Annotated in this window: 25 protein-coding genes; 15 read left to right on the top strand and 10 right to left on the bottom strand. The window is 67.7% G+C overall.

Annotation, left to right across the window (positions count from 1 at the left end; genetic code table 11):
* The first annotated feature begins 71 nt into the window (after window positions 1-71).
* Both U2P90_RS11895 and U2P90_RS11890 read left to right on the top strand, forming a co-directional pair.
* Window positions 72-668, top strand: a complete 597-nt coding sequence (locus U2P90_RS11895) for a YceI family protein (RefSeq protein WP_322472282.1) — start codon at window positions 72-74, stop codon at window positions 666-668.
* 20 nt (window positions 669-688) lie between these two features.
* Window positions 689-1,105: a hypothetical protein gene (locus U2P90_RS11890; protein WP_322472281.1), complete on the top strand. Its 417-nt coding sequence runs from the start codon at window positions 689-691 to the stop codon at window positions 1,103-1,105.
* A 123-nt stretch (window positions 1,106-1,228) separates the two neighbouring features.
* On the opposite strand, the gene U2P90_RS11885 is transcribed toward U2P90_RS11890, so the two are convergent.
* The gene (locus U2P90_RS11885; RefSeq protein ID WP_322472280.1) at window positions 1,229-2,743 is read right to left on the bottom strand and encodes a glycine--tRNA ligase; all 1,515 of its coding nucleotides are present in this window, start codon (window positions 2,741-2,743) and stop codon (window positions 1,229-1,231) included.
* 446 nt (window positions 2,744-3,189) lie between these two features.
* Here U2P90_RS11885 and U2P90_RS11880 point away from each other — a divergent pair, with 446 nt between their 5' ends.
* Together U2P90_RS11880 and U2P90_RS11875 are read left to right on the top strand one after the other, a co-directional pair.
* The gene (locus U2P90_RS11880) at window positions 3,190-3,831 is read left to right on the top strand and encodes a hypothetical protein (protein ID WP_295817630.1); all 642 of its coding nucleotides are present in this window, start codon (window positions 3,190-3,192) and stop codon (window positions 3,829-3,831) included.
* Between the two features lie 128 nt (window positions 3,832-3,959).
* On the top strand, window positions 3,960-6,140 hold the full coding sequence (locus U2P90_RS11875; protein WP_322472279.1) for a HelD family protein: 2,181 nt from the start codon (window positions 3,960-3,962) through the stop codon (window positions 6,138-6,140).
* A 60-nt stretch (window positions 6,141-6,200) separates the two neighbouring features.
* Here the strand turns inward: U2P90_RS11875 and U2P90_RS11870 are convergent, their stop codons facing one another.
* Window positions 6,201-6,752, bottom strand: a complete 552-nt coding sequence (locus tag U2P90_RS11870) for a hypothetical protein (protein ID WP_295817632.1) — start codon at window positions 6,750-6,752, stop codon at window positions 6,201-6,203.
* Between the two features lie 116 nt (window positions 6,753-6,868).
* Complete coding sequence (locus tag U2P90_RS11865; RefSeq protein ID WP_322472278.1) at window positions 6,869-7,573, bottom strand: hypothetical protein; 705 nt, start codon at window positions 7,571-7,573, stop codon at window positions 6,869-6,871.
* 23 nt (window positions 7,574-7,596) lie between these two features.
* Between U2P90_RS11865 and U2P90_RS11860 the strand changes: the two genes are divergently transcribed.
* Entirely contained in the window at window positions 7,597-8,046 is a 450-nt protein-coding gene (locus tag U2P90_RS11860; RefSeq protein WP_322472277.1) for a hypothetical protein, read from the top strand.
* Window positions 8,047-8,061: 15 nt separating this feature from the next.
* On the opposite strand, the gene miaB is transcribed toward U2P90_RS11860, so the two are convergent.
* A complete protein-coding gene (gene miaB / locus U2P90_RS11855) occupies window positions 8,062-9,462 on the bottom strand; it encodes a tRNA (N6-isopentenyl adenosine(37)-C2)-methylthiotransferase MiaB (protein ID WP_322472276.1) in 1,401 nt (466 codons plus the stop codon).
* A 201-nt stretch (window positions 9,463-9,663) separates the two neighbouring features.
* On the opposite strand from miaB, the gene U2P90_RS11850 reads away from it, so the two are divergent.
* Window positions 9,664-9,894 carry a hypothetical protein gene (locus U2P90_RS11850; RefSeq protein ID WP_322472275.1) on the top strand — a complete coding sequence of 77 codons (231 nt, stop codon included), beginning with the start codon at window positions 9,664-9,666 and terminating at the stop codon, window positions 9,892-9,894.
* 948 nt (window positions 9,895-10,842) lie between these two features.
* Here the strand turns inward: U2P90_RS11850 and U2P90_RS11845 are convergent.
* Genes U2P90_RS11845 through U2P90_RS11830 form a run of 4 tightly spaced genes read right to left on the bottom strand, consistent with a single transcriptional unit; the run spans window position 10,843 to window position 13,488 of the window.
* Window positions 10,843-11,334 carry a hypothetical protein gene (locus U2P90_RS11845; RefSeq protein ID WP_322472274.1) on the bottom strand — a complete coding sequence of 164 codons (492 nt, stop codon included), beginning with the start codon at window positions 11,332-11,334 and terminating at the stop codon, window positions 10,843-10,845.
* Between the two features lie 38 nt (window positions 11,335-11,372).
* Complete coding sequence (locus tag U2P90_RS11840) at window positions 11,373-11,795, bottom strand: hypothetical protein (protein WP_322472273.1); 423 nt, start codon at window positions 11,793-11,795, stop codon at window positions 11,373-11,375.
* Window positions 11,792-12,964, bottom strand: coding sequence for an amidase (locus U2P90_RS11835; RefSeq protein ID WP_322472272.1), 1,173 nt, complete (start codon window positions 12,962-12,964; stop codon window positions 11,792-11,794). The genes U2P90_RS11840 and U2P90_RS11835 overlap by 4 nt, the downstream gene beginning before the upstream one ends.
* A 17-nt stretch (window positions 12,965-12,981) precedes the next feature.
* Complete coding sequence (locus U2P90_RS11830) at window positions 12,982-13,488, bottom strand: LEA type 2 family protein (RefSeq protein WP_322472271.1); 507 nt, start codon at window positions 13,486-13,488, stop codon at window positions 12,982-12,984.
* 74 nt (window positions 13,489-13,562) lie between these two features.
* Between U2P90_RS11830 and U2P90_RS11825 the strand changes: the two genes are divergently transcribed.
* Window positions 13,563-14,558, top strand: a complete 996-nt coding sequence (locus U2P90_RS11825) for a hypothetical protein (RefSeq protein ID WP_322472270.1) — start codon at window positions 13,563-13,565, stop codon at window positions 14,556-14,558.
* An 85-nt stretch (window positions 14,559-14,643) separates the two neighbouring features.
* Window positions 14,644-15,306 carry an outer membrane lipoprotein carrier protein LolA gene (locus U2P90_RS11820; RefSeq protein WP_322472269.1) on the top strand — a complete coding sequence of 221 codons (663 nt, stop codon included), beginning with the start codon at window positions 14,644-14,646 and terminating at the stop codon, window positions 15,304-15,306.
* Window positions 15,307-15,438: 132 nt separating this feature from the next.
* On the opposite strand, the gene U2P90_RS11815 is transcribed toward U2P90_RS11820, so the two are convergent.
* Window positions 15,439-16,065 (bottom strand): C40 family peptidase, encoded by a 627-nt coding sequence (locus U2P90_RS11815; protein WP_322472268.1) that lies wholly within the window; start codon window positions 16,063-16,065, stop codon window positions 15,439-15,441.
* Between the two features lie 338 nt (window positions 16,066-16,403).
* Between U2P90_RS11815 and U2P90_RS11810 the strand changes: the two genes are divergently transcribed.
* The 7 genes from U2P90_RS11810 (at window position 16,404) to U2P90_RS11780 (ending at window position 20,468) form a co-directional block, all read left to right on the top strand.
* Window positions 16,404-16,799 carry a hypothetical protein gene (locus tag U2P90_RS11810; RefSeq protein WP_295822103.1) on the top strand — a complete coding sequence of 132 codons (396 nt, stop codon included), beginning with the start codon at window positions 16,404-16,406 and terminating at the stop codon, window positions 16,797-16,799.
* 75 nt (window positions 16,800-16,874) lie between these two features.
* Window positions 16,875-17,132 carry a DUF1844 domain-containing protein gene (locus tag U2P90_RS11805; protein WP_295822105.1) on the top strand — a complete coding sequence of 86 codons (258 nt, stop codon included), beginning with the start codon at window positions 16,875-16,877 and terminating at the stop codon, window positions 17,130-17,132.
* A gap of 1 nt (window position 17,133) precedes the next feature.
* A complete protein-coding gene (gene dtd, locus U2P90_RS11800) occupies window positions 17,134-17,574 on the top strand; it encodes a D-aminoacyl-tRNA deacylase (RefSeq protein ID WP_322472267.1) in 441 nt (146 codons plus the stop codon).
* Window positions 17,575-17,623: 49 nt separating this feature from the next.
* Window positions 17,624-18,724, top strand: coding sequence for a peptidoglycan DD-metalloendopeptidase family protein (locus U2P90_RS11795; protein ID WP_322472266.1), 1,101 nt, complete (start codon window positions 17,624-17,626; stop codon window positions 18,722-18,724).
* A 32-nt stretch (window positions 18,725-18,756) separates the two neighbouring features.
* Complete coding sequence (locus U2P90_RS11790) at window positions 18,757-19,170, top strand: PaaI family thioesterase (protein WP_322472265.1); 414 nt, start codon at window positions 18,757-18,759, stop codon at window positions 19,168-19,170.
* 3 nt (window positions 19,171-19,173) lie between these two features.
* Window positions 19,174-19,806, top strand: coding sequence for a leucyl/phenylalanyl-tRNA--protein transferase (aat, locus tag U2P90_RS11785; protein WP_322472264.1), 633 nt, complete (start codon window positions 19,174-19,176; stop codon window positions 19,804-19,806).
* A 92-nt stretch (window positions 19,807-19,898) separates the two neighbouring features.
* Window positions 19,899-20,468, top strand: a complete 570-nt coding sequence (locus U2P90_RS11780; RefSeq protein ID WP_322472263.1) for a DoxX family membrane protein — start codon at window positions 19,899-19,901, stop codon at window positions 20,466-20,468.
* A 63-nt stretch (window positions 20,469-20,531) separates the two neighbouring features.
* On the opposite strand, the gene U2P90_RS11775 is transcribed toward U2P90_RS11780, so the two are convergent.
* Window positions 20,532-21,785, bottom strand: coding sequence for an Nramp family divalent metal transporter (locus U2P90_RS11775; protein ID WP_322472262.1), 1,254 nt, complete (start codon window positions 21,783-21,785; stop codon window positions 20,532-20,534).
* Window positions 21,786-21,895: the final 110 nt, after the last annotated feature.

The following is a 21,895-nucleotide window of genomic DNA, read 5'->3' as shown; positions in this document are numbered from 1 at the left end:
AGTCGGTTTTTAAAAGTGCTTGGGATTGCAGTGCATGACCTCGCCCTGTCACCCCGACTTGGAGGAACACCATGAAGACATCGCCTAGAAACGCGTTGCCGCTGATGCTCCTGCTGGGCAGCATGGCCACCGCCGCGCCCGTGACCTACACGGTCATCTCCAACCCCACCCTGAACCTGATGACCGCCGAGAGCAGCACCGTGGTCGAGAACATCGTGGCGCGGACGCCCGAGGTCAGCGGCACCCTCAGTTTCGACTCGGCGGCGAAGGTGGGCAGCGGCAAGGTCACGGTGAACGGGGCCAGCATCAAGACCGGCATGACCGCTCGTGACGGCCACATGCGCTCGGAGGCGTGGCTGAACTTCGACAAGACCCCGGCCATCGTGTTCGAGACGACCGGCGTGAAGCACGTCTCGGGCGACCAGTACGACGTGATCGGCAACCTGACGCTGAATGGCGTGACCCGGCCCGTCACCAGCCGGGCGACTGTGAAACTGACCCCGGCCAGCGACGCCACGCGGGCGGCGGGTGCCAAGGGTGATGTGCTGGCCGTGTCTACCGCGTTCAAGGTCAAGCTCAGCGACCACAAGGTCACGAACGCCCGGATTCCGAACCAGGTCAGCGACACCCTGGCGATCTCGCTGAAGTTCATCGCCAGCAACAAGTAAGGTCGGCGGGACTGCTCTCCGTGCAACGCTTCCGCTCATGGTTCGCCGGTCTGGCCGTGCTCGCGCTGGCACTGCTGGCCGTGACCGTCGTGGTCGCTGCGACCTACACCCGCAGCGCCACGCTGGTGCAGCTCGTCCAGCCGGCCGAGGCGGGCACCGCCGACCTCTTCGGCTCGGCCACCGGCCCCGGCACGCCCATCGGCTCACCCCAGGTGATGATCATCCGCGATCAGGGCGCGTTTCTGGAGGGGCAGACCGACAGCGGGGCGCGGTATGTCAGCGACACCTACCTCCGGGATAACGGGATCTATCCCCTCCAGCTCAAGAGCGTGGAACTGATCCGCACCGTCGTGGCGCTGTCGTGTGCCGCCGCCGCCCTTCTGTTCGCGGCGCTGTGGTGGCTGGCTGGCCGGCGCGCAGTCCGCGTCCCGGCGTAATGCACAACGGCTGACGCTCGCCGCGGATCAACGCCAGCCCCGCCCCCACTCTCCTGTGGGGGCGGGGCGTTCTGCTCGGAACTGTCCAGACCGGTTGCCCCGCCGGCGTGACGGGGCATGAGGTCAGCGCAGTTTCGCCTGAATCCACCCGCTCAGGTCGCTGATCTTCACGCGCTCCTGGGCCAGCGTGTCGCGGTCGCGGACGGTCACGGTATCGACCAGCGCGGCGTCCTCGCCCTTGCCCACGGTGTCGAAGTCCACGGTGACGCAGAACGGCGTGCCCACCTCGTCGTGGCGGCGGTAGGCCTTGCCGATGTTGCCGGAGTCCTCGTACAGCACGCGGCCCAGGCCCAGCCCCTGGAGGTCGGCCTTGATCTTCTTCGCCACGTCCGTGATCTCCTCGCGGTTGCGGGCCAGCGGAATCACGGCCACCTTGATCGGCGCGAGGTGCGGCCGGAGTTTCAGCACGATGCGCTCGTTGCCGTTCTCCAGGGTCTCCTTCGTGAACGCCTCGGAGAGCACGGCCAGGAACGCGCGGTCGACCCCGGCCGAGGGCTCGATCACGAAGGGCACGACCGGCTTGTTCGTCTCGGGGTGCGGGATGGTCAGTTTCGCGATCGAGTCGTTGTTCTCCTCGACGCTCGCCACGAGGCCCAGCTCACTCTGGTTCTTTGTGTGGCTGCCCAGGTCGTAGTCGCTGCGGTTGGCGATGCCCTCGATTTCCTCGTGTCCCAGGGTGGGGTAGTCGTACATCAGGTCGTAGGTGCGCTTGGAGTAGTGCGCGAGGTCTTCTTTCGGCACGTCCAGGATCTCGATCTTGCTGCGCGGGACGCCCTGATCCTCCCACCACGTCAGGCGCTTTTCGAGCCAGTGGGCGTGCCAGTCCTCGTCGGTGCCGGGAACGCAGAAGAACTCGATCTCCATCTGCTCCAGCTCGCGCACGCGGAAGATGAAATTGCGTGGCGTGATCTCGTTGCGAAAGGCCTTGCCGATCTGCGCGATCCCGAAGGGCAGGCGACGGCTGGTGCTGTCCACCACGTTCTTGAAATTGGTGAAGATGCCCTGCGCGGTCTCGGGGCGCAGATAGCCGTAGCTCTCGTCGTCCGCGACCGGGCCGATGGTCGTCTTGAACATCATGTTGAAGGGCTTGGGCTCTGTCCACTCCCCGACCTCGCCGGAGAACGGATCGCGTACGCCCGCCGCCCGCAGCGCCTCGGAGGCCTGCGCCGGGCTGGCGTTCAGGGCGGCCACCACGGCCGGGAAGTTGTCGGCGCTCTGGCCCATGGCCTGTGCCACCTTCGCGATCACATCGGCCTTCTGATCCTTGACGAGGTGATCGAGCCGGTAGCGCTTGTTGTTCTTCTTGTTGTCGACCATCGGGTCGGAGAAGGTCGCCTCGTGGCCGCTGTGGCGCAGCACCATGCGGTGCATGATGATGCTGGCGTCCAGGCCCTCCATGTCGTCGCGCTCGTAGACGTTGGTGCGCCACCACGCGGCTTTCAGGTTGTTCTTCAGCTCCACGCCCAGCGGGCCGTAGTCGTAGAACCCCTGGAGGCCGCCGTAGATCTCGCTGCCCTGGAAGATGAATCCACGGCGCTTGCACAGACTGACGAGTTCTTCCATCGATGTTGCGGGCATACGTGCTCCTGTTCGAGCCATACACGACTGTCCCCAGACGGCGGCAGTCGTGCGCGCTCGTCTGGGGACGCAGAAGACTCCACGCGGTTCCACCCCAGTTCCGGACACCGCGTTCTGCGGCCAGACCGGCACTTTTGTGACTTCAGCTCCCCGCTGCCCTTCCCGCGCTGTGATCCGCCCGACTTCCACCGTCTCGGGCTCGCTCGTGGTCACGCGGCGCGGTACTCCTGCGGATCGACGCCTGGGCGTCAGTGTGCGCCAGGACGGGGGAGACGGTCAAGGGATCCCAGACGGGAAGGTGTCAGCTGCGGGCGCACGGCCCCGCAGCAGGTGGCTCGGCCACGCGGTCGGCTCCAGTGGCCCGCCGCGCTGGCACCCCCCTAGACCCCCCGACGCCCTGCGCAGGTGAGGCATGGTTTGTTCAATCCTCATGTTAGGTTCACGCTGTGAAACGCCTTCCTGTTCTGGTCATTCCCGCCCTCACCCTGCTCACGCTCAGCGCCTGCACGCCCGTCGCCCGCGGCACCCAGGCCGATTTCCCGGTCGAGCAGCCGGACGCCCTGACGCCGACCACGGTGCTGCCCGGTCAGACCGTGTTCGTCACGGTGCCCTACGGCCGCGCGGCGATCGAAGACGACACCGAATACGACCGCTACTTCGATGCGATCTCCTTCGATTACAGCGGAGTGCGTTCCAGCGGCGACAAGGTGCCGGACGCGTATGTCAACGCGCCGTGGTTCACCCTCAAGAGTGTGGACGGCCCGGCGGGAATCACGGTCACGCTCATGAAGGCCAACATCGGCCGGGTCGTGAGCCAGACCAAGCTCAACGGCTCGCAGGTGAACGTCAAGTACGGCGAGCGCTTCCGCCTGCACTACAAGGTCAGCGTGGCAGCCGACTACAAAGCCCCGGTCACCGACGCCTCCTCTGAAGCGAAAGCCGCAGCCCTGTCGAAGCTCAGCCCCGAGCTCATCGCCTCACTGAAGACCGTCATGGGCGGCCTGACGCCGGTCAAGGTCACCTTTGCCGACGGCACCAGCACCCCCAAGACCGCCTACCTGCTGGTCGACACGCAGCCGTCGAAGTAGTCCAGACTCGGATGGCGGGCCGGACGCAGGCTGTCCGGCCCGCTTCTGCGTTCTGCTAGCACGATCTGCCCCACCCGACCATGCGTGGTGACCGGACATTACGGCCCTGCGCCGCTATCCTGGGCCGGATGTCTTCACGTGCTCCAGTCCGGCTTCCTGCCTACACCCCACACCCCGACTTCGACCACGAGAGTGACCACCTGGACGGCACGGTGGCCGCCATGATCCGCCAGATCGAGTTCTGGGAGAACCGCGACAACCTGATGGGCGCGGATCTGGAGACCAGCATCATCCTGGGCGACGAGGCCGGTGAGCACGCGGCCATGCTCTCGCCGCACGTCAAGGAGCCGTACTTCGGCTCGCTGAAGGTGCGCGTGGGGGGCCGCGAGCAGACGCTGTACATCGGTCGCCACGGCTTCCGCGACGTGAAGGGGCCGTACACGGTCGTGTCGTGGGACTCGGAGGTCGGCAGCCTGTTCTATTCCGACGTGCTGGGGTGGACACCGCGCAAGGGCGGCACCGGGGTGATCCGCCGCCGCCGTCAGCTGGACATCACCCAGAAGCAGCTGCTGCGCGTGACCGACCTGTACGACGAGGACGCCGGCGGCGACACCGGGGGCCGTGAGGAGGTGCTGCTGCGCCGGCTGGAGGAGGGCAGCACCGCCGGCATGCGCGACGTGGTCGAGACGCTCCAGCCCGAGCAGAACGCGGCCATGCGGGCTCCGGCCGGCACCCCGGTCATCATCCAGGGGGCGGCGGGCAGCGGCAAGACCACCATCGGCTTTCACCGGCTGGCGTGGCTGACCAATTCCGACCGGGGCGTGCACCAGGTCCGCCCCGAGGCCAGCATGGTGCTCATGCCCAAAAAGGTGCTTGCCGCCTACGCCGGGCGCATCCTGCCGGAACTGGGCCTGAGCGGCGTGAACGTGACCACGCCCGAGACCTGGGCGGTCGGGCTGCTGGGCCTGGAGAAGCTGGAGGTCACGGACCGCACCCTGAGCCTGCTGCTGACGGACCGCGACAACACCCGCCGGGCGCTGGCGTGGCGGCGCGCCAAGCTGCTAGGCGACGCCCGGATGCTCGACGTGATCCGCACCCACCTGTGGACTCGCTTCAACGCCGCCATCACCGGTCGCGGCCTCGCGGAGCCGGTCGAGGTGCCGGGCCGTGACCCCGTCACCCTGAGCATCACCGACACCGACCTGCACGGCCTGCTGCGCGACGTGTTCGCCGCCGATCCCCTGGACGGCTACCGTGCCGGCCTGAAACGGGCGATCGAGGCCGAGGCGCTGCACCGCCTGAACGTCCCCGAGGACGCCGAGACCACCGTGCTGCGGCAGCTCGGCACGGCGATCCAGGCGCTGCTGGGCCGCGTGTTCGCCAGCACCACGCCCGTCACCGAGACCCGCCGCCTGCTCGCCAGCCCGGAGGCCCTGGCCGTGAGTGGCCTGCTGACCGAGCGCGAGATCGCCCTGCTCCAGACCGATCCCCTGAGCGGGATTCCCACCTCGCGCCGGGCCTCGGCCGATGTGATCGAGATTCCGCTGATGCTGACCATGCAGGCCTTCATGGGAGGGATCGGGCGCACGGTGGGCCGCACGCTGGAGGTCTTCGACCACGTGGTGCTCGACGAGGCGCAGGATTACAGCCCCCTGCTGTACGCCCTGCTGGCCCGCGCTACCCGCCCCGGCCATGTCACCGCGCTGGGCGACCTGAATCAGGGCATGCACGGCTACAAGGGCCCCAGCACGTGGGAGGCGGTGCAGGCGCAGCTTCCCGGTGCGCAGGTGCTCACCCTGAACCGCACCTACCGCAGCACCCGCCAGATCACCCAGCTGGGCGCCCGGATCGCCGCCACCTACAACCGCGCCGCCCAGGTGCAGGGCGTCGACCGCGACGGCCCCGAGGTGCAGCGCTACACCGCCCCCCCCGCCGAGGCCGCCGAACTGCGCCTGCTGGCCGGGGCCGTCCGCGATGCCCGCGCCGCCGGGCATACCAACATCGCCATCGTCACGCGGCGTGGGGTGGATGCCGACCGCCTGAGTGCTGCCCTGCGCGACCATGACACCGATGCCCAGCCCATCACCACGCAGGAGCACCGCTATACCGGCGGGCTGGTCATCCTGCCGGTGAACCTCGCCAAGGGGCTGGAGTTCAGTGCCGCGATCGTCGCCAGTGCCAACGCCGAGACCTACGACGAGAGCACCGAGTACGAGCGCCGCCTGCTGTACGTGTCGGCCAGCCGCGCCCTGCACTGGCTGGCGCTGGTCAGCGTGGGCGAACTGCACCCCCTGATCCGCGAACCCTGAGTGGGATAGGAAAACGCCGCCCCGACGTGCTGCGGGGCGGCGTCATAAGAGATTAAGACCTTAGTTGGTGCAGTCTGCGACGGGGATACCCTGCACACTCTGCGCAACGTTACTGACTGATCCGTCGCGGCTCTGGCCCTGAATATTCAGGAACGTTACGCCCTTGACGGTGAAGGTGTTGACTGGATCAACGACAATGGCCTGTGCGCTCAGGCCGGCTGCCTTAACAGAAAGCGGCGCAACCCCAGCTCCCACTGTTATTTCGAAGATCGAAGGGTTGCCAGAGTATCCGTTTCCACCGCCTGAAGTGCCAGTCAGAACCGTTGCTTTCCCACCCTTGCTTCCTTCGAGCTGGAAAGCAAAACGCGCCGCATCACCGTCCCAGTCCAACGTGGCTGATAGCTTCGTGGAGAAGTTGTCACAGATAATCGAGCTTCCAGCAGGATAGACCGTGCCCGTAGCCGTGTCGGTATAAGCAGTGGGAAGCGAATACTGACTTTTGTATTCCAGAAGGCTCACGTTTCGAACCGGATCAACCACAGTGACGACCCCGCCGCCACAGCTCGCCAGAAGTCCCGTCAGTCCCATCGCCGCCAGCATCAGTTTCTTCATGACCCTCACTGTGCCGCCGGAACCTGATGCCCGTGTGATGTGGCCTTGAGAGATCGTGAGGGCAGCGCAAACGCAGAAGGGCCGGCGCAGAGGCCGACCCACCGACGAAAACGGGATTATCTGGAGAGCTGCTGGGCAGTCTGCACGGTGCAATTTGAGTACACGGGAATGGTACCCGCCGATCCGAGGATCGTGCTCGCCAAGCTGGTTTTGGAGCCGGTGGTGGTCGTAATCGTCAGATCCGCATAGAAACCAGTGCCCTGTTTATTGGTCGCGGTAACGGGCTGAGGCGTGCGCACTGTGGGATTGGGTTCGACGATGATGCCGGTAGGCAGCAGACCTCCAGTGGCGGAGTCCGCGTCGAAGATGATCTGGTAGGTGCCGTCAGATTTTTTGATGACTCCTGGGTCGGAGGGTGCGAACGTCTTATCGAAGACCGTTCCCTCTGTATCCGTGGTTTTCCCTTTCAGCTGTGCCCGGATAGATGTGATCGTCCCTCCAGTCGCAAAGCTCACGACCACCTGGGTTTTGGTGGCCCGACCGGCCGCCGCACCAGAAATATTGTCGCAGCCGACATATTGGGGTCTCGGTGACGTGCCCGTCGTGTATTCAGTCTGAAGATCGATGAAGCGGACACTGCCGCTCCCATCTGGTGTAATGCCACAGCTGGCAAGGAGGGCAGTCGAACCGATCAGGCCAAGCGCTATTTTGTTCATGGTTCCCAATGTTACCTTTCCGCCTGATGGGATCGTGATGCGACCTTGAGAAAACGTGAGGGCAGGGCTGACCGGCGCGTCACCGTGCCCGCTGAGGTTTTTCATGTTCCGGTGAGTAAGCTCTGTTCGTGCGTGCCCTGAAGATGGTGTGGTTGATTGGATTTCTGGGGGCCTGTGCGCCGACCATGACAGCGCCCGAGTCCCGCGTGGTGCCGCAGACGGCGTTTTCGGGGCGCCTGTTGAGCGTGATCCTGACCAATGCCGGCCCACACCCGCTGCTGCTGGAAAATACATGCCCCAGGCCGTTCGAGGTGGTGGTGGCCGGGTCGGGCAGCGGCATCGGCGCGGCGGCCTCGGCCCAGCAGCTGGAGACGTGCTCGACCCTGAAATTCCCGCCCCAGCCGTGGCCGGTGGGCGCCACCGTGATGGCAGCCGTGATCCTGAACCTGCCGTCCGGCGAGCACACGCTGTCGCCGACAGCGGTGGTGCGCGTGAAGGTCGCGCCGACCGGGAAGGCGGCGGGCGAGTACCGCACCCTGCGCGTGGCCGCGCCCGCGATCACCTTCAACGTGCCGTAGCGGGGCTGACCGGCGTCAGGCCATGGGCAGGGGAGCCGTCAGGGCCGCCGCCTCGGGCCGGGCCGTGTCGACGGTGGCCGGAATCAGGGGCAGGTCGTGGCCCGCCGTATCGACCGTACGGCCATACAGCATGTGCGGCGTGGCGTGCTCGATCCGTACCCGGTAGACGCCGGGGCGGTCGGCCCCCACGGCATGCGGCACGACGGTGGGGTGGCTGCCGCGCGTGTGGCCCTCCAGAAAGCCGCTGGAATGCGCGTCGCCGCGCAGCAGGACTTCCTGCACCGTGCCGACCTTCGTGGCGTTGTTGCGCGCGCTCCATTCCTTCTGGCGGGCGACCAGCCGGCCCAGGCGCTCAGTTTTGACCTCGCGGGGCAGATCGGCAAAGTGCGTGTAGCTGGGCGTGCCGGGGCGCGGCGAGTAGATGAACATGTATGCGCTGTCGTAGCCGACCTCGTCGTACAGGGCCAGCGTGTCCTGAAAGTCGTCCTCGGTCTCGCCGGGGAAGCCCACAATGATGTCGGTCGCCAGCACCGCGTGCGGCAGGTGGCGGCGGATGTCCGCGACGTGCTTCAGGTACTGCTCGCGGGTGTATTCGCGGGCCATGCGGCGCAGCACGCGGTTGCTGCCGCTCTGCACGGGCAGGTGGATGAATTCGCAGATGGCGGGGGTGTCGGCCATGGCGGCAGCCACATCTTCCGTGAAGTTCATCGGGTGGCTGGTCGTGAACTTCACACGGCGCACCCCGCTCTGGCCCACCAGCCGCAGCAGGTTGGCGAAGCTGGGATACCCGGCGAGCTGCGCGCCCTGATCCACCCCGTAGGCGTTCACGTTCTGCCCCAGCAGCGTGACCTCCTGCACCCCGGCGGCCAGCTGCATGTCCAGTTCGCGCAGGATGTCGTCGGGCGAGCGGCTGACCTGCGGGCCGCGCGTGGTCGGCACGATGCAATACGTGCAGTGGTGGTCGCAGCCGCGCATGATCGTCAGGTGTGCCTGCAGGGTGCCCTGCGGGGGCGGGGGCACGTGCCCGTGCAGTTCATCCCGGAAGTTCAGCGCCCAGAAGCGCTCGTTGCCCTCCAGCGCCCTCCCGATATCCAGCAGGCTGCCCGGCCCCAGCACGATGTCCACCCCGAAGGCCCGCGCGATCTGCTGGCCCTCGTCGAGCTGCGCCAGGCAGCCCATCAGGCCGATCACCAGCGGCCGCCGCGCCTTGATCTTGCGGAGGTCGCCCAGCAGCGACCGCACCTTCTCGACCGGCTTGCCGCGCACGGCGCAGGTGTTGATCAGCACGACATCGGCCTCGTCCACGCTGGAGACGATGTCCGCGCCCAGCGACACGAGCTGGCTCTGCACCAGATGCGTGTCGTACTCGTTCATCTGGCACCCGTAGGTGATCAGGTGTGCTCTCGTAGTAACCACACTCCTCAGGCCTGACCGATGGATTCGGCGGCTCAGATACGCGGTAAGCCGCGGTTGCAGATTTTACCCTGCGGCGACGGTGGCCCAGGGTTGCCTCACTGTCTTGGATGTGGTGGCAACCGGCCCTACAGCGCCACGGCCATCGCCATCGCGCAGCGTCACCCGGAACTGCACACCACCAGCTGGTGGGGGAGCTGAAGCATGAACAAGACCGAACGCACCATCCTCGTCAGCGCTGGCATTGTCGGCCTGGCCGTCATCCTGGGCAGTGTCATCATCGCGGACAAGCTCAGCCGCTCGCTGGACGAGAAAGATTTCTGGGCCGGGAGCAACATCCCGCAGGTGGCTGGCGACGTCCACAACGTCACGTCCGGAGTCAGTCAGGGGATCGCAGCCGTGAACCAGGTAATCAGCGGCTGGACACGGGTTTAGTCAGCGTCGTCGACCGTTCGATGTGAGTGATTTGTAATGTGAATCCAACTATCATCACATCAAAGCGGAGGTGACAAATATCAGTCACAGCGTTGAAATCGTCCGAAACGCGGGACAAGGCGAGATTATTTGCCAAATGTTGGTTTCATCTTTTGTCTGGACTGTCATTTGGTTAGGCCCTTGGGGGTCAAATGCTAATAATTTGCGTATATTTTCCTTATTTATTGCCATCTGCTCTTTTCCATTTGGAGTGATTGTTTCTTGGCATGCCTTTAAGAGATTGGCGGCATCCAAGAGAACTATGCTCTTCTGCGGCTACATCATCGCTGCGCTGGCAACGATTATCTCATTTATTTGGCCAGCTAATATGCCTTTATTCTGCCATGAGAACATTGGAAGCATATATTTGATTGGTTTTGAATACAATCATGGAGCGTGGTCATTTCTTTTCGCGACGATTTCTTTCTACGTTGCAGCTTTTATATTAAATAGTAAACAGGCCACAGTTAATGGGAATATTGCAGTGACAATTGTGCGAAGTTGTTTAGTGTTGGGTTGGACATATAATTTTGCCCCGCTTATACCAGTGTCTGTATTTGGCTGTTAATTCGTTCACACGACTGAGCACCCGTAGGTGATCAGGTGTGCTCGCATGCTCACTCCTTGGGCCTCACCGATGGATTCGGCGGCCCGTCCGGGCAGTGCCCGGCGCAACACCGGAGTTTACCGTGTGGTGGCCAGCTGCGGAGGTTTCGAGACGACTGGCCGGGTGGCAGGTTGAATGGCGCTGCGGGCGAACCCCTCAGTCACCTTCGGTGCCAGCTCCCCTGGGGGCAGCCAACGCACAACATCATTGCCTCCCCTTGAGGGGAGGTGCCCCGAAGGGGCGGAGGGGATTACCCGGAGCGTCACCTTGGAATTGTCGAACTTGCTCCTGACCTCTCCACCTCACGGCTGCGCTGGCACCGGCTGCGGCGTGGGCACCGCTGCGCCCGGCACCACGGTGCTGTCGCTGACCTTATTCAGGTCGACCACGTAGCCCAGCAGCTCCTTGCCCAGCAGCACGGTGCGCAGCGTGCCGCTGATCTTCATGCCGTCGATCGTGGCGTGCAGGTTGGCGCGGTGCTGGTCGCCGTTCTCGAAGAAGCGCAGCTCCAGAGCGCCGCCATTGCCGGTGGCCTTGAAGGTGCCGCTGCCGGCGTAGCTCTTGCGGCTCTCGTCGTTGACCAGCACGGCCGAGGCGCGGCCCTCGCGCTGCTGGATGGTCAGGGTCAGGCGGTAGGGCACGCGGCCGGTGCCGCCCACGCCGATGCCCTCGTACAGGCCGTTCACACGGCGTTCCAGGGCGGTCTGGGGACTCAGGTACGCGCCGAAGGCGCAGCTGCCGAGGAGGGTGGGAAGGAGGATCGGCAGCAGGACGCGGGCAGCACGTGGGCGCATGGGCGGAGCGTACCGGGCACTCATGAAGCTGGGCTGACTTACTGGACGCGCTTCATGCTCAGTGCCGACGAGAAGCCGTTCACGCGCAGGCTGCCCGCAAAGGCGTCATGCCGGATGGTGCCGCTCAGCAGCGCCCCGGCCTTCAGCGGCACGTCGCGCAGGCCGATGCCGAACACGGTGGCGTTCAGGCGTGGCGAGTCGCCCGCACTGATGTCGGCGGTCAGCAGGTCGCCGTCCGTGGCGGGCAGCAGTGTGCCGGTCGCCTGGAAGGCGTCGCCGCTCGTGCGGTTCACCAGCGTGCCCCGGATATCGTGGGTCACACGGTTCTCGGTGAAGGTCAGGCGATAGGTCTGGACGGTCAGCAGCACGCGGGCACTGCCCTCGAAGGTGTGGACGGGCTGCCGGGCCGGAGCGGGGGCACACGCCGCCAGGAGCAGCACAGCGGGGACGATCCACCTCACTTCCCGGCCTCCAGCGCAAGGCCCAGGCCCAGCAGGCGGTCGTCCTGCCCGTGCCGTCCGACCAGCTGCACGCCGACGAACGGGGCCGCGCTGGGCAGGGCCAGGGTGGGTGCCCCGAGCAGGCTGAACGGCGCGGTCAGGCGCAGTACGGCGCGGCGCAGGGGCACGCGGCCGTCACCGATGTCGACCTCGTCCTGGCCGATCAGCGGGGGCGGGGTGGGCACGGCGGGGGCCAGCAGCACGTCGTAGGCGGTCAACAGGCCGTCCAGCAGAGCCCCATACGCGGCGCGGCGATCGAAGGCGGCGCGGTACTCGGCCTCCTTGATCGCCTGCCCTTGCCGCAGCGCCCCCAGCGTGAAGGGCAGGAAGCCGGGGTCGTCCTGCCGCAGCGCGTCGGCGTGGACGTGGGCGGCCTCGGACAGGACGATGGGGGAGTAGGCGTCCAGCACCTCGGGGAAGGTGACAGGCTGGACGGTCGCGCCGCGCGTCTCCAGTTCGTGGGCGTAGGAGGTCACGGCCGCGTGTACGGGGTCGTCCGTCCAGCCCGCCGGCAGCCACAGGCCGACCCGCACGCCGTTCCAGTCCTGTGGACTGAAGGTGCTCCCGGTCAGCGCCCTGTGCACCCGCGCGACCGTCGCCACGTCCCGCGCCAGCGGCCCCGCGTGGTCGCATGTCCACGACAGGGGCAGGACGCCGTCCGTGCTCCACGCCGGGTGGCCCTTCGTGGGCTTGAACCCCACCACGCCGCACCACGCCGCCGGCACCCGGATACTGCCCCCCGTGTCGGTGCCCAGGGCAAAATCGACCTGACCCAGGGCCACGCTCACGGCCGCGCCACTGGAACTCCCGCCGGGCACCCGCGAGGGCTCGTGCGGGTGGGTGGTGCCGCCGTGGCCGTTCATGCCCGTGATGCCCAGGGCGATTTCGTGCAGGTGGGTCTTGCCGGTGGCGGTGGCTCCCAGTTCCAGCAGGCGGGCGACCAGCGTACTGTTGCCGGGATCGGGCACCGGGGCGCGGGTGCTGGCGTGCAGCGGCCAGCCGGGCACTCCGTACAGATCCTTGACGCTGAAGGTCAGGCCGTCCAGCGGGCCGCCCGGAGTGCCGACAAGGGGCTGCTCCGGGCGGTAGGCCCACGCACGCTGCGGGTCGTCGGTGGGCGGTGTGGTCATGGCGTCAGGGTAACGGTTCAGAACGGCAGGATCGGTTCCTGCTTCCACTGCCCCTGCGACAGCGTGAACGGCCCGAAATTCTGGAGGCCCAGCGGACCCAGGTCGGCGGTGAAGCCGCCATCCAGCCGGTACGTGACGAGCTGCCCACGGGCAATCTTCAGGAACGAGGCGGCGGTGTTCAGCGTCACCGGGATCGACACGTTCGCCACCTGATCGGCCGTGCCGCGTGCCGGCACGCCCACGTTCGGCAGGTTCACCCGGCCCACCGTGCTCCCGTCGATGATCACGTCCGAGGCGATGTTCGCCATCCGCAGCGCGATGGGGTTGGGATTGCCCACCCGTAGGTTCAACGTGAGGTCGGCCACGGGGGTACCGCCGAAGCCGCCCGGCAGCGACAGGCGGGTCAGGCGCACGCTCTGCACCGTCACGGTGGGCACCTGGATGATCTGGGTGGGGGCACACGCCGTCAGGGCCACGGCACTCAGGGGCAGGGCGGCGAGGAGCATCGTCGGGGAGCGGCGCATGGGTCAAGCGTACCCTGCCGACCTGACCGGAGCCATAAGACGGCCCCGATCCGGACGCTGCTACGCTCGGGGCCATGACCGTCTTGAGAAACAGGTGCAGGGGGTTGGCCGTGCTGGGTGCGCTGGCCGTCGCCGGACTGGGCAGCGCCGGTGCCGCCAGCGTGGATTTCGGGGTGGCGTACCGCTCGGGCGGCAACACGCTGCTGGAATCTGCGTGGGCACGGGTGGGCGTCGATGACCTGAGCGTGCTGGGAGGCGCGGTGCGGCTGGGGGCCTCGACCCGCGCCGTCGATGCCGCCTATACGCGCACCCTGGCGGCAGCGCCGCTGGGCGCGGTCACCTCGACCAGCAGTGTCGCGGTCACGTACGCCGGTGGGGTGCGGCTGGCGTCCCGTGCCACGGCCACGCTGGGGCCGGTCGCGCTGGATGTGGGCGGGTCGTATTTCACGGCCTCTGCCGGCGCGGTCGATCCGCTGGCCGTGTGGAGCGAGTCGGCGGTGGATCAGCGTGACCGGGGCTGGACGGCCGACGCCACGGCCCGCTACCGCGTGAACCGCACGCTGGTGGCGGTGGTCGGCGGCGAGTTCGGAGCCCAGCCCCAGGGTCTGGCGGGCGTCGAGCTCCGCCGCGACCTGACCCGCACGCTGCCCCCCGCCGAGGACGACGACCCGGCTGCCCCCCCCGAGACCGAGGTGAGCGGCACCGTCACGTGGCGCGTCGGGGCCAGGGCCGGCCGCGACGTGCTGGGGGTCACTGCCGGCGTCAGCTACGGCACCCCGCAGGGGCTGAACCTGCGGCTGGACGGCGTGCTCGGCCCGGACAGCGCGGGCGTGAGCGCCAGCGCCGGGGCTGCCGATGTGCTGGGCGAGGGCAGCACGCTGCGCGTGTACGGGGCCTACGAGCCGTGGCGCACGGTGGGCACCCCCCTGCGGGCGGGGGTGGAGGTCACCGCGTTGGTCGGCTCTGGCACGCTGGGGCTGACTGTCAGCGGGGGGCGTGACCTCAGCGGACAGGCCGGCGTGGCTGCCCGCGCCACCTACCGGCTGGAGCTTCCAGGCCGCGAGCCGTGACGCGGAGTTGGGTGGCCCCCACAGCCTAAAGTCCGCGTCAGAGGGAGGCGCGCCTTCTCATGAGCGTGGACACGATACTCGGGGCATGACCATCAGACCCCACCTCCTGACTTCCCTCGTGGCTGCGCTGATCGGTGTGAGCCACGCCCAGACCGCACAGGACATCGTGAACCGCGTCGACGCCACCCAGAGGAACTCCAAGGACATCTCCTTCCGGCTGGCCGGCACGGCGTCCCTGGATACCGCCCAGCAGAAACTCGACCTGCTGGTCAAGACCATTCCCGCGCAGAACCTGATCCGCGTCCAGTTCGCCGCCCCCGACGCGCTGGCCGACAACATCGTGGTGGCCGACAAGACTGAGGTTCGGCAGTACCTGTACCTGACCAACCAGATCACGGTGACCAGTGCCGCTAAGGCTGCCGGGAACGCCGGGCTGACCGGTCTGGACTTCACGCAGCTGGGCAACACGGCGGCGATGCTCAGCTCGTACAACGTGAAGCTGCTGGGCAGCACCGGCGCGGCCGGCAAGCGCATCTTCCAGCTGGAGGCCACGCCCAAGTCGGGTCAAGACAGCCGCACGCTGGTGTGGATCAGCGAGGCGGGGTGGCGTCCGACCCGCCTCCAGGTCAACAACGCGGCCGGCAAGACGATCGCTGACCTGACCGTGTCGGCCTTCAAGACCAACGCCGGGCTGACAGCGGCCACCCTGCGCCAGCTGCCGAAAGATGCCCAGGTGATCCGGCAGTAGCGCCGGTGGGCACGGGGCGGCCATCCGGAGTGTCCGGGCTGGCCGCCCTCTGCGTGGTGCCGCACAAGACTGGACACGGCAGAACCCCCGCCGGAGGGGCGGGGGCTGGTCGATGAACGCTGTAGGAGGGATTCAGTTCAGGACGCGCCGGGCTCCGTCGTAGCGGCTGGCCCAGTACTGGTTGCTGAACAGCGGCTCGACCATGGTCTTGCCGTAGTACGAGTTGGCGCCGGCCATCATGCCGTCACCCAGGTAGATGCCCACGTGGCTGGCGGTACGGCCCATGGTGTTGAAGAAGACCAGATCCCCGGCCCGCAGGTCACGCCGGCTGACCGGGGTGCCCATGGCCCACTGGGCCGCAGCGGTGCGCGGCAGGGAGATGCCCATCTGCTGGAACACGCGCAGCGTGAAGCCGCTGCAGTCGATCCCGCCGCCGCCTGTTCCCCCCAGCACGTAGCGGATCCCCAGGTACCGGGTGGCGGCCGTCTTCATGAACGCGCCGCCAGCACGGGCAGGTGCGGCGGCGGGTGTGGGGGCCGGCTGTGCCGGGCTGGGCGCGGCCGTCCCGGTCTGCAGTCGCTGACCGACCGCGATGGTGCTGCTGTTCAGCCTGTTGAGCTTCATGAGCGTGACCGCATCGGTGTTCAAGGCCCGTGCGATCGAGTACAGGGTGTCACCGGTCTTGACGGTGTACGTGGCGGCGCTGGCGGTGGACAGGCACAGGGCGGCGGCGGTCAGCAGGGCACGGGAGACATTCATCGACGAACGGAGTTTACCTCACCTTCATCCTGGCAGCCTTAATTGTGGGGGGAAGTGCCCTCGCGTATGCGCCTATGCGGCGTTTATGCGTCGTGAGCATCAGATGGGGGTAAGACCCGCTCATTCATCTCACGTTAAAGCTCATGCGGCACCGGTGGCGATGGAGCCCGCTGGGCACGTCATGGAGCGCAAACGTGAACTTTTAGAGTTCCTCATGCTAGGCTCATCCGCCGTGTGGCCGCTGGCGGTGCGCTCTGGTCGGTCGCCCACCGCTCCGATCCGGCGCTCCTATACTTCAGATCAGCGCCGTGCCACCATCCCAGACCGCTGGAGGACGCATGAAAGAACCCATGACCACGGAGCAGATTCTGCTGGGTCTCAAGCACTACCGCCGTATTGCCCGCCAGGACATGCTGCGCGCCACCGAGACGCCCCACCCCGAGGCCTTCCTGAAGCACGCCGAGTCCCGCCGTGAGATTTACGCCGCGCTGGGAAGTTACGCCGAGGCCCATGCCAGCGACGAGGTCATCGAACACGCCCTTGAACGCTACCGGGCCCTGCCCTTCGTGACGGGCACGGCCGAACACGAGCACCCCGACATCAAGGGTCACGAGAACGCCCTGGAGAATTTCTTCCTGCTGGTCGGCCTCGATCCGAAGTCGCGCCGCGAGGCCCGCAGCCGCCGTCCCCGGCTGGACACCGTGGCCCCGGCCGAGTCCACCCGCCCCGGCTGATCCGGCGCCCGGGCCAGTGACGGGGTGGGCCGCCCGATGCCCCCAGGCCGTGCCATGGCCGCTATGCTCTGGCGCATGCCGCATCCCGACTTCATCGGACTCGTCCACTCGCTGCAGGCCACGGCCGAGGCCGCGCTGGGCGACCTGAACGCCGCCACCGCCAGCGCGGCCCGCGACGGCCTGCTCGCCGAGGGCCGCGCGGAACAGACCGCCCGCCGCAGCCTGACGCTGCTGACCATGCTGGCCGAGAAGACCCGTGGCAACCTCGACCTGACCGAGGCCGAGGTGCTGACCGGGGCCATCGGCGCCCTGCGTGCCCGGCTGAACCACTGACGTGCGGGCCGCCGTTCAGCGCGTGAGCCGGGCCGTGTGCCGGGTGGACGGCGAGGTCACCGGAGAGACCGGGCCGGGGCTGCTCGTGTTCCTGGGCGTCGCGCCGGGCGACGACGGCGCGGCGGCCGCCCGTCTGGCAGCCCGCATTGCGAAGCTCCGCGTGTTCGGGGACGACCGTGGCCGGATGAACCACTCGGTGACCGACATGGGCGGCGGGATCCTGAGCATCAGCCAGTTCACGCTGTATGCCGACACGCGGTCGGGCAACCGGCCCAGTTTCCTGGGGGCCGCCCCCCCAGAGCAGGCCCGCGCCGTCTACGCGAGCTTCAACGCCGCCCTGCGTGCCCTGGGGCTCCCGGTGGGCGAGGGGGTGTTCGGGGCCCACATGGTCATCGACGCCACGAACGACGGCCCGGTCACCCTCATCCTGGAGCAGGACTGACATGGCCGCGCAGCGGCCGGCTCTCACCTGCACGACGTATTCTCCGCGCATGATCCGCCGCGTCCTGCTGCTCACCGCCCTGCTGTGCCCCTGGGCCGGGGCCTACACCGTCAAACCCGGCGACACGCTGTACTCGATCGCGCGCACGTACCGCACGACCGTGGCGCAGCTCCAGGCGCTCAACGGTCTGAGCGGAACCGCACTGACCGTGGGGCAGACCCTGAAGGTCGGTACTGGAACCCCGCCTGCGGCCAGCACGCCGCCCTCGGCGACCAGCAGGCCGGGCCTGCCGCCCCCACTGCCGGCCGAGCAGCTCGCCCCGACCGACGCCACCGCCCGGATCGCCGGGGTCGACATCGCGGTTCCCGCCAGCCTGCGCATGGGCGAGGCCTTCGCGGTGCGGCTCAGCGGCGCCCGTGCCGCGCAGGCCACGGTGCGCTTTCCCAGCGAGGTCGGCGAGGACGTGCGTGAGCCGGATGAGGTGCTGACGCCGACCGGGGCGGCCGGGGCGTACCGGGTGCTGGGCCGCGTGGTGCTGGGCAAGACCACGCCGGTCGTGTACGAGGTACGGGTTGGCAGCGAATACGTGCGTGGGCGCATTCCCGTGACCGGCCTGGATCAGCGCATCCAGCATCTGAACCTGCCGCCCCGGATCACGGGCGTCCTGACCGATCCCGCCCGCCAGGCCGAGGAGGCCGCCGTCGAGCGGGCCTACGCCCTGCGGACGCCGCAGGCGTGGACGCAGCCCTTTGCCCCGGCCCTGCGGGGGGTCACCCCGACCTCCAGCTCCTTCGGGCAGCCTCGCACGTACTCGGCGGGCGGGCCGGTCGCGTACCACTTCGGCACGGACTATCCCGCGCCCACCGGCACGGCCGTCCTGGCCGTGAATGACGGTACGGTCGTGTTCGCCGGGAAGGTGCCGGTGCGCGGCAATCTGGTGATCATCGACCACGGGGCGGGCGTGACGAGTCTGTATTTCCACCAGAGCCGCGTGGACGTGAAGGCCGGGCAGCGTGTCCGGCGTGGCGACCGGGTGGGCGCGGTCGGCACGACCGGCCTGAGTGCGGGGCCCCACCTGCACCTCGAACTCCGGGTGCGCGGCGAGGGCACCAGCCCGGCCGGCTGGATGGGCCGCCTGTGGCCGCGCTGATCCTGCACGGACCGATGCACTAGCCTGCGACCATGTCCGACCTGCCCACCACCGCTGCACTGAACGCCCTGGGCGAGGGCCGCCTGCCCGGCCTGATCGGGATCGAGTTCACGCATGTGGAGCGTGGACTGATCCGCGCCGCACTGGCCGTGCGGGACGAGCTCCTGGCCCCGAACGGCTTCCTGCACGCGGCCAGTGTGGTCGCACTGGCCGACACCGCGTGCGGCTACGGCACCCGGCTGCTCCTGCCGGAGGGAGCGGGCTTCACGACCATCGAGCTCAAGAGCAACCATCTGGGTACTGCCCGCAGCGGCACCATCACCTGCGAGGCCCGCGCCGTCCATGCCGGGCGCAGTACCCAGGTCTGGGATGCCGAGGTGCGCGACCCGGCCGGCAAGGTCATGGCGCTGTTCCGCTGCACCCAGGCCGTGCTGCACCCGCGTTAGGCCGTGCCCACCGCCCGGCACTTCCTGTCCCACCCGGACACCACCACCCGGGAGGTCGCCCGTGGGTACGCCCGGGGGGCATTTCTGATGGACAACGGCGACGGGGTGCAGTGGTATTCGGTCGATCGCCGAGCCGTCGTGCCGCTGACCCGTGAAGGCGGCCTGCACATATCGCGCCGGCTGGCGCGCGAGCTGAAGCACTTCGAGCCGCGCATCGACACATCCTTCGAGGAGGTGCTGGCCGGATGCCGGGGTCACCTGCCCGGCAGCCCCCCACGCGACGGCGAGTGGATCAGCCCGGAACTGGCCGACCTGTACCGGCACCTGCACGGCACGGGTCTGGTGCACTCCTTCGAGGCGTGGCGGGACGGCGAGCTCGCCGGGGGGGTGCTGGGCATCGCGCTGGGCGGCGCGTTCATCGCCGAGAGTAAATTCCATCGCGTCACCAACGGCAGCAAGGCCGCGCTGATCCTGCTGGCCGCGCACCTGCACACTCAGGGCTTCACGCTCTTGGACGCGCAGATTCAAAATCCGCACCTTGCCATGCTGGGCGTCTACGAGATCGCGAGTAGCGAATACCGGCGGCAGCTTCAGGAAGCGCTGCGCCTGGATGTCAGCCTAGAGGCCGACAGCTAAGGACGGCTTGGGCCAGGGGTCATGCCCACGTCATTCGCCGGGGTGACCATGCGATGTCGCCGCCACGTGCGGCACATCCCCGGAGGTTCTGCATGGCATCCACTACCGTCGTTCACGAGACTGCCCTGTCGCGCCTGCTCTTTGCCGATACCCGACTGTCGCTGCTGTGGCTCGCGCTTCGGCTGTATGTGGGCTGGGCGTGGCTCCAGTCAGGCTGGCACAAGGTCGGTGATCCGGCGTGGGTGGGTGCGAACGCCGGTCAGGCGGTCACGGGGTTCCTGCGCGGAGCCCTGGGCAAGGCCAGTGGCGAGACCCCGCAGGTCAGCGGGTGGTATGCGTGGTTCATCGAGAACGTGGCCCTGCCCAATGCCCCCGTGTTTTCCTACCTTGTGGCTTTCGGCGAGGTCGCGGTCGGCGTGGCGCTGATCCTGGGGCTGTTCACGGGCATCGCGGCTTTCATGGGCGGCCTGATGAACGCGAACTACCTGCTGGCGGGCACCCTCTCGACCAATCCGCTGCTGTTCATCCTGGCGACGTGGCTGGTGCTGGGGTGGCGCGTGGCCGGGTGGCTGGGCCTCGACCGCTGGGTGCTGCCGCGCCTGGGGGTGCAGGTCAGCGACGGTGCGCCGGACACGTCACCGCGTGAACCGTCCCAGACATGACTGAAGGAGGCCGGATCCCACGATCCGGCCTCCGCCATCGAGACGGTGGGGTGGACACTGCGGTCAGCCGATCAGCGTGCCCCACAGCAGGTAGCCGTTCAGGGCGATGATCAGTCCGGCGAAGATCCAGCCGAGCACCGTCACCCACGGGCGGCTGACCAGCACGCCCATCACGTCGCGCCGGGCGGTGAACATCAGCAGCGGTACCAGGGCGAAGGGCACCCCGAAACTCAGGATCACCTGCGACAGCACCAGCGTGGAGGTCGGATCCAGGCCCAGCAGGATCACGATGAACGCCGGCAGCATGGTGATGGTGCGGCGCAGCCACAGCGGAATGCTGAAGCCCACGAAGCCCTGCATGATGACCTGCCCGGCCATGGTACCGACCGCGCTGGAACTGATGCCGCTGGCCAGCAGGGCGATGGCGAACGCGATGGCCGCCACCGGCCCCAGCAGCGGGGTCAGCGTCTGGTACGCGGTCTCCAGGTTGCCGGCGTCCTCGATGCCCTTGCCGAAGAACGTGGCGGCGGCGACCGCCAGCATGCTCATGTTGATCAGCCCCGCCAGACCCATCGACAGCATCACGTCCACCCGGTTCAGACGGCTCAGGCGCAGCTTCTGCGTGTCGTCCGCCGTGGCGACCCGGCCCTGGGTCAGCGCCGAATGCAGGTAGATCACGTGGGGCATGACCGTGGCCCCGATGATGCCCACCGCGAGGTACACGGCGTCCACTCCCTGGAAGGTGGGTACGAAGCCGCGCCCGAGTGCACTCAGTGACGGATGCGCCACGATGAACTGCACCAGATACGCGCCGCCGATGATCAGCACGAATGCCCCGATGGCGATCTCCAGGGGCCGGAAGCCGCGCCGTTGCAGGGTGAGCAGCCAGAAGGTGATGACCGCCGTGATCACCGCGCCCCAGAACAGGGGCAGGCCGGTCAGGAGCGTGATCGCGATGGCCGCACCCAGGAACTCGGCCAGGTCGGTCGCCATGGCCACGAGTTCGGCCTGCACCCAGTAGAAGCGCGTCAGGGGGCGCGGCCAGCGGTCACGGATCAGCTCGGGCAGGTTGCGCCCGGTGGCGATCCCGACCTTGGCGCTGAGGTTCTGGATCAGCATGGCCATCAGGTTCGCTGCCAGGATCACCCACAGGAGCGAGTAGCCGAACTGGGCCCCGCCCTGGATGTTGGTGGCGAAGTTGCCGGGATCCATGTACGCGATCGAGGCGATGACGGCCGGCCCGAGAAAGGGCAGGAGGCGGGCGGGGCCACGGCGACGGCTGCGGCCGTGCAGCACGTCCGAGGCATGGTTCGACATCCGTTCGTCGAGGCTGCTGGAAGAAGGGAGGCTGACCGACATGCGTGAATATTAGGCTTGCCTAAAAAAATTGTCCAGTCCTCCTCACTGTGCAAGCCTTCACGTGGTGG

Origin of the sequence: Deinococcus sp. AB2017081 (assembly GCF_034440735.1) — a bacterium.
GTDB lineage: Bacteria > Deinococcota > Deinococci > Deinococcales > Deinococcaceae > Deinococcus > Deinococcus rufus.
Note: the sequence above shows the minus strand (reverse complement) of the source record. Positions and strands in the feature narration are given on the sequence as shown.

Bases quoted from the DNA above. Each gene is read 5' to 3' on its own strand.
- U2P90_RS11895 (WP_322472282.1), top strand. From the start codon at position 72: ATGAAGACATCGCCTAGAAACGCGTTGCCGCTGATGCTCCTGCTGGGC.
- U2P90_RS11885 (WP_322472280.1), bottom strand. From the start codon at position 2,743: ATGCCCGCAACATCGATGGAAGAACTCGTCAGTCTGTGCAAGCGCCGT.
- U2P90_RS11875 (WP_322472279.1), top strand. From the start codon at position 3,960: ATGTCTTCACGTGCTCCAGTCCGGCTTCCTGCCTACACCCCACACCCC.
- U2P90_RS11870 (WP_295817632.1), bottom strand. From the start codon at position 6,752: ATGAAGAAACTGATGCTGGCGGCGATGGGACTGACGGGACTTCTGGCG.
- U2P90_RS11865 (WP_322472278.1), bottom strand. From the start codon at position 7,573: ATGAAAAACCTCAGCGGGCACGGTGACGCGCCGGTCAGCCCTGCCCTC.
- U2P90_RS11850 (WP_322472275.1), top strand. From the start codon at position 9,664: ATGAACAAGACCGAACGCACCATCCTCGTCAGCGCTGGCATTGTCGGC.
- U2P90_RS11845 (WP_322472274.1), bottom strand. From the start codon at position 11,334: ATGCGCCCACGTGCTGCCCGCGTCCTGCTGCCGATCCTCCTTCCCACC.
- U2P90_RS11835 (WP_322472272.1), bottom strand. From the start codon at position 12,964: ATGACCACACCGCCCACCGACGACCCGCAGCGTGCGTGGGCCTACCGC.
- U2P90_RS11830 (WP_322472271.1), bottom strand. From the start codon at position 13,488: ATGCGCCGCTCCCCGACGATGCTCCTCGCCGCCCTGCCCCTGAGTGCC.
- U2P90_RS11825 (WP_322472270.1), top strand. From the start codon at position 13,563: ATGACCGTCTTGAGAAACAGGTGCAGGGGGTTGGCCGTGCTGGGTGCG.
- U2P90_RS11820 (WP_322472269.1), top strand. From the start codon at position 14,644: ATGACCATCAGACCCCACCTCCTGACTTCCCTCGTGGCTGCGCTGATC.
- U2P90_RS11815 (WP_322472268.1), bottom strand. From the start codon at position 16,065: ATGAATGTCTCCCGTGCCCTGCTGACCGCCGCCGCCCTGTGCCTGTCC.
- U2P90_RS11810 (WP_295822103.1), top strand. From the start codon at position 16,404: ATGAAAGAACCCATGACCACGGAGCAGATTCTGCTGGGTCTCAAGCAC.
- U2P90_RS11805 (WP_295822105.1), top strand. From the start codon at position 16,875: ATGCCGCATCCCGACTTCATCGGACTCGTCCACTCGCTGCAGGCCACG.
- U2P90_RS11795 (WP_322472266.1), top strand. From the start codon at position 17,624: ATGATCCGCCGCGTCCTGCTGCTCACCGCCCTGCTGTGCCCCTGGGCC.
- U2P90_RS11790 (WP_322472265.1), top strand. From the start codon at position 18,757: ATGTCCGACCTGCCCACCACCGCTGCACTGAACGCCCTGGGCGAGGGC.
- U2P90_RS11780 (WP_322472263.1), top strand. From the start codon at position 19,899: ATGGCATCCACTACCGTCGTTCACGAGACTGCCCTGTCGCGCCTGCTC.
- U2P90_RS11775 (WP_322472262.1), bottom strand. From the start codon at position 21,785: ATGTCGAACCATGCCTCGGACGTGCTGCACGGCCGCAGCCGTCGCCGT.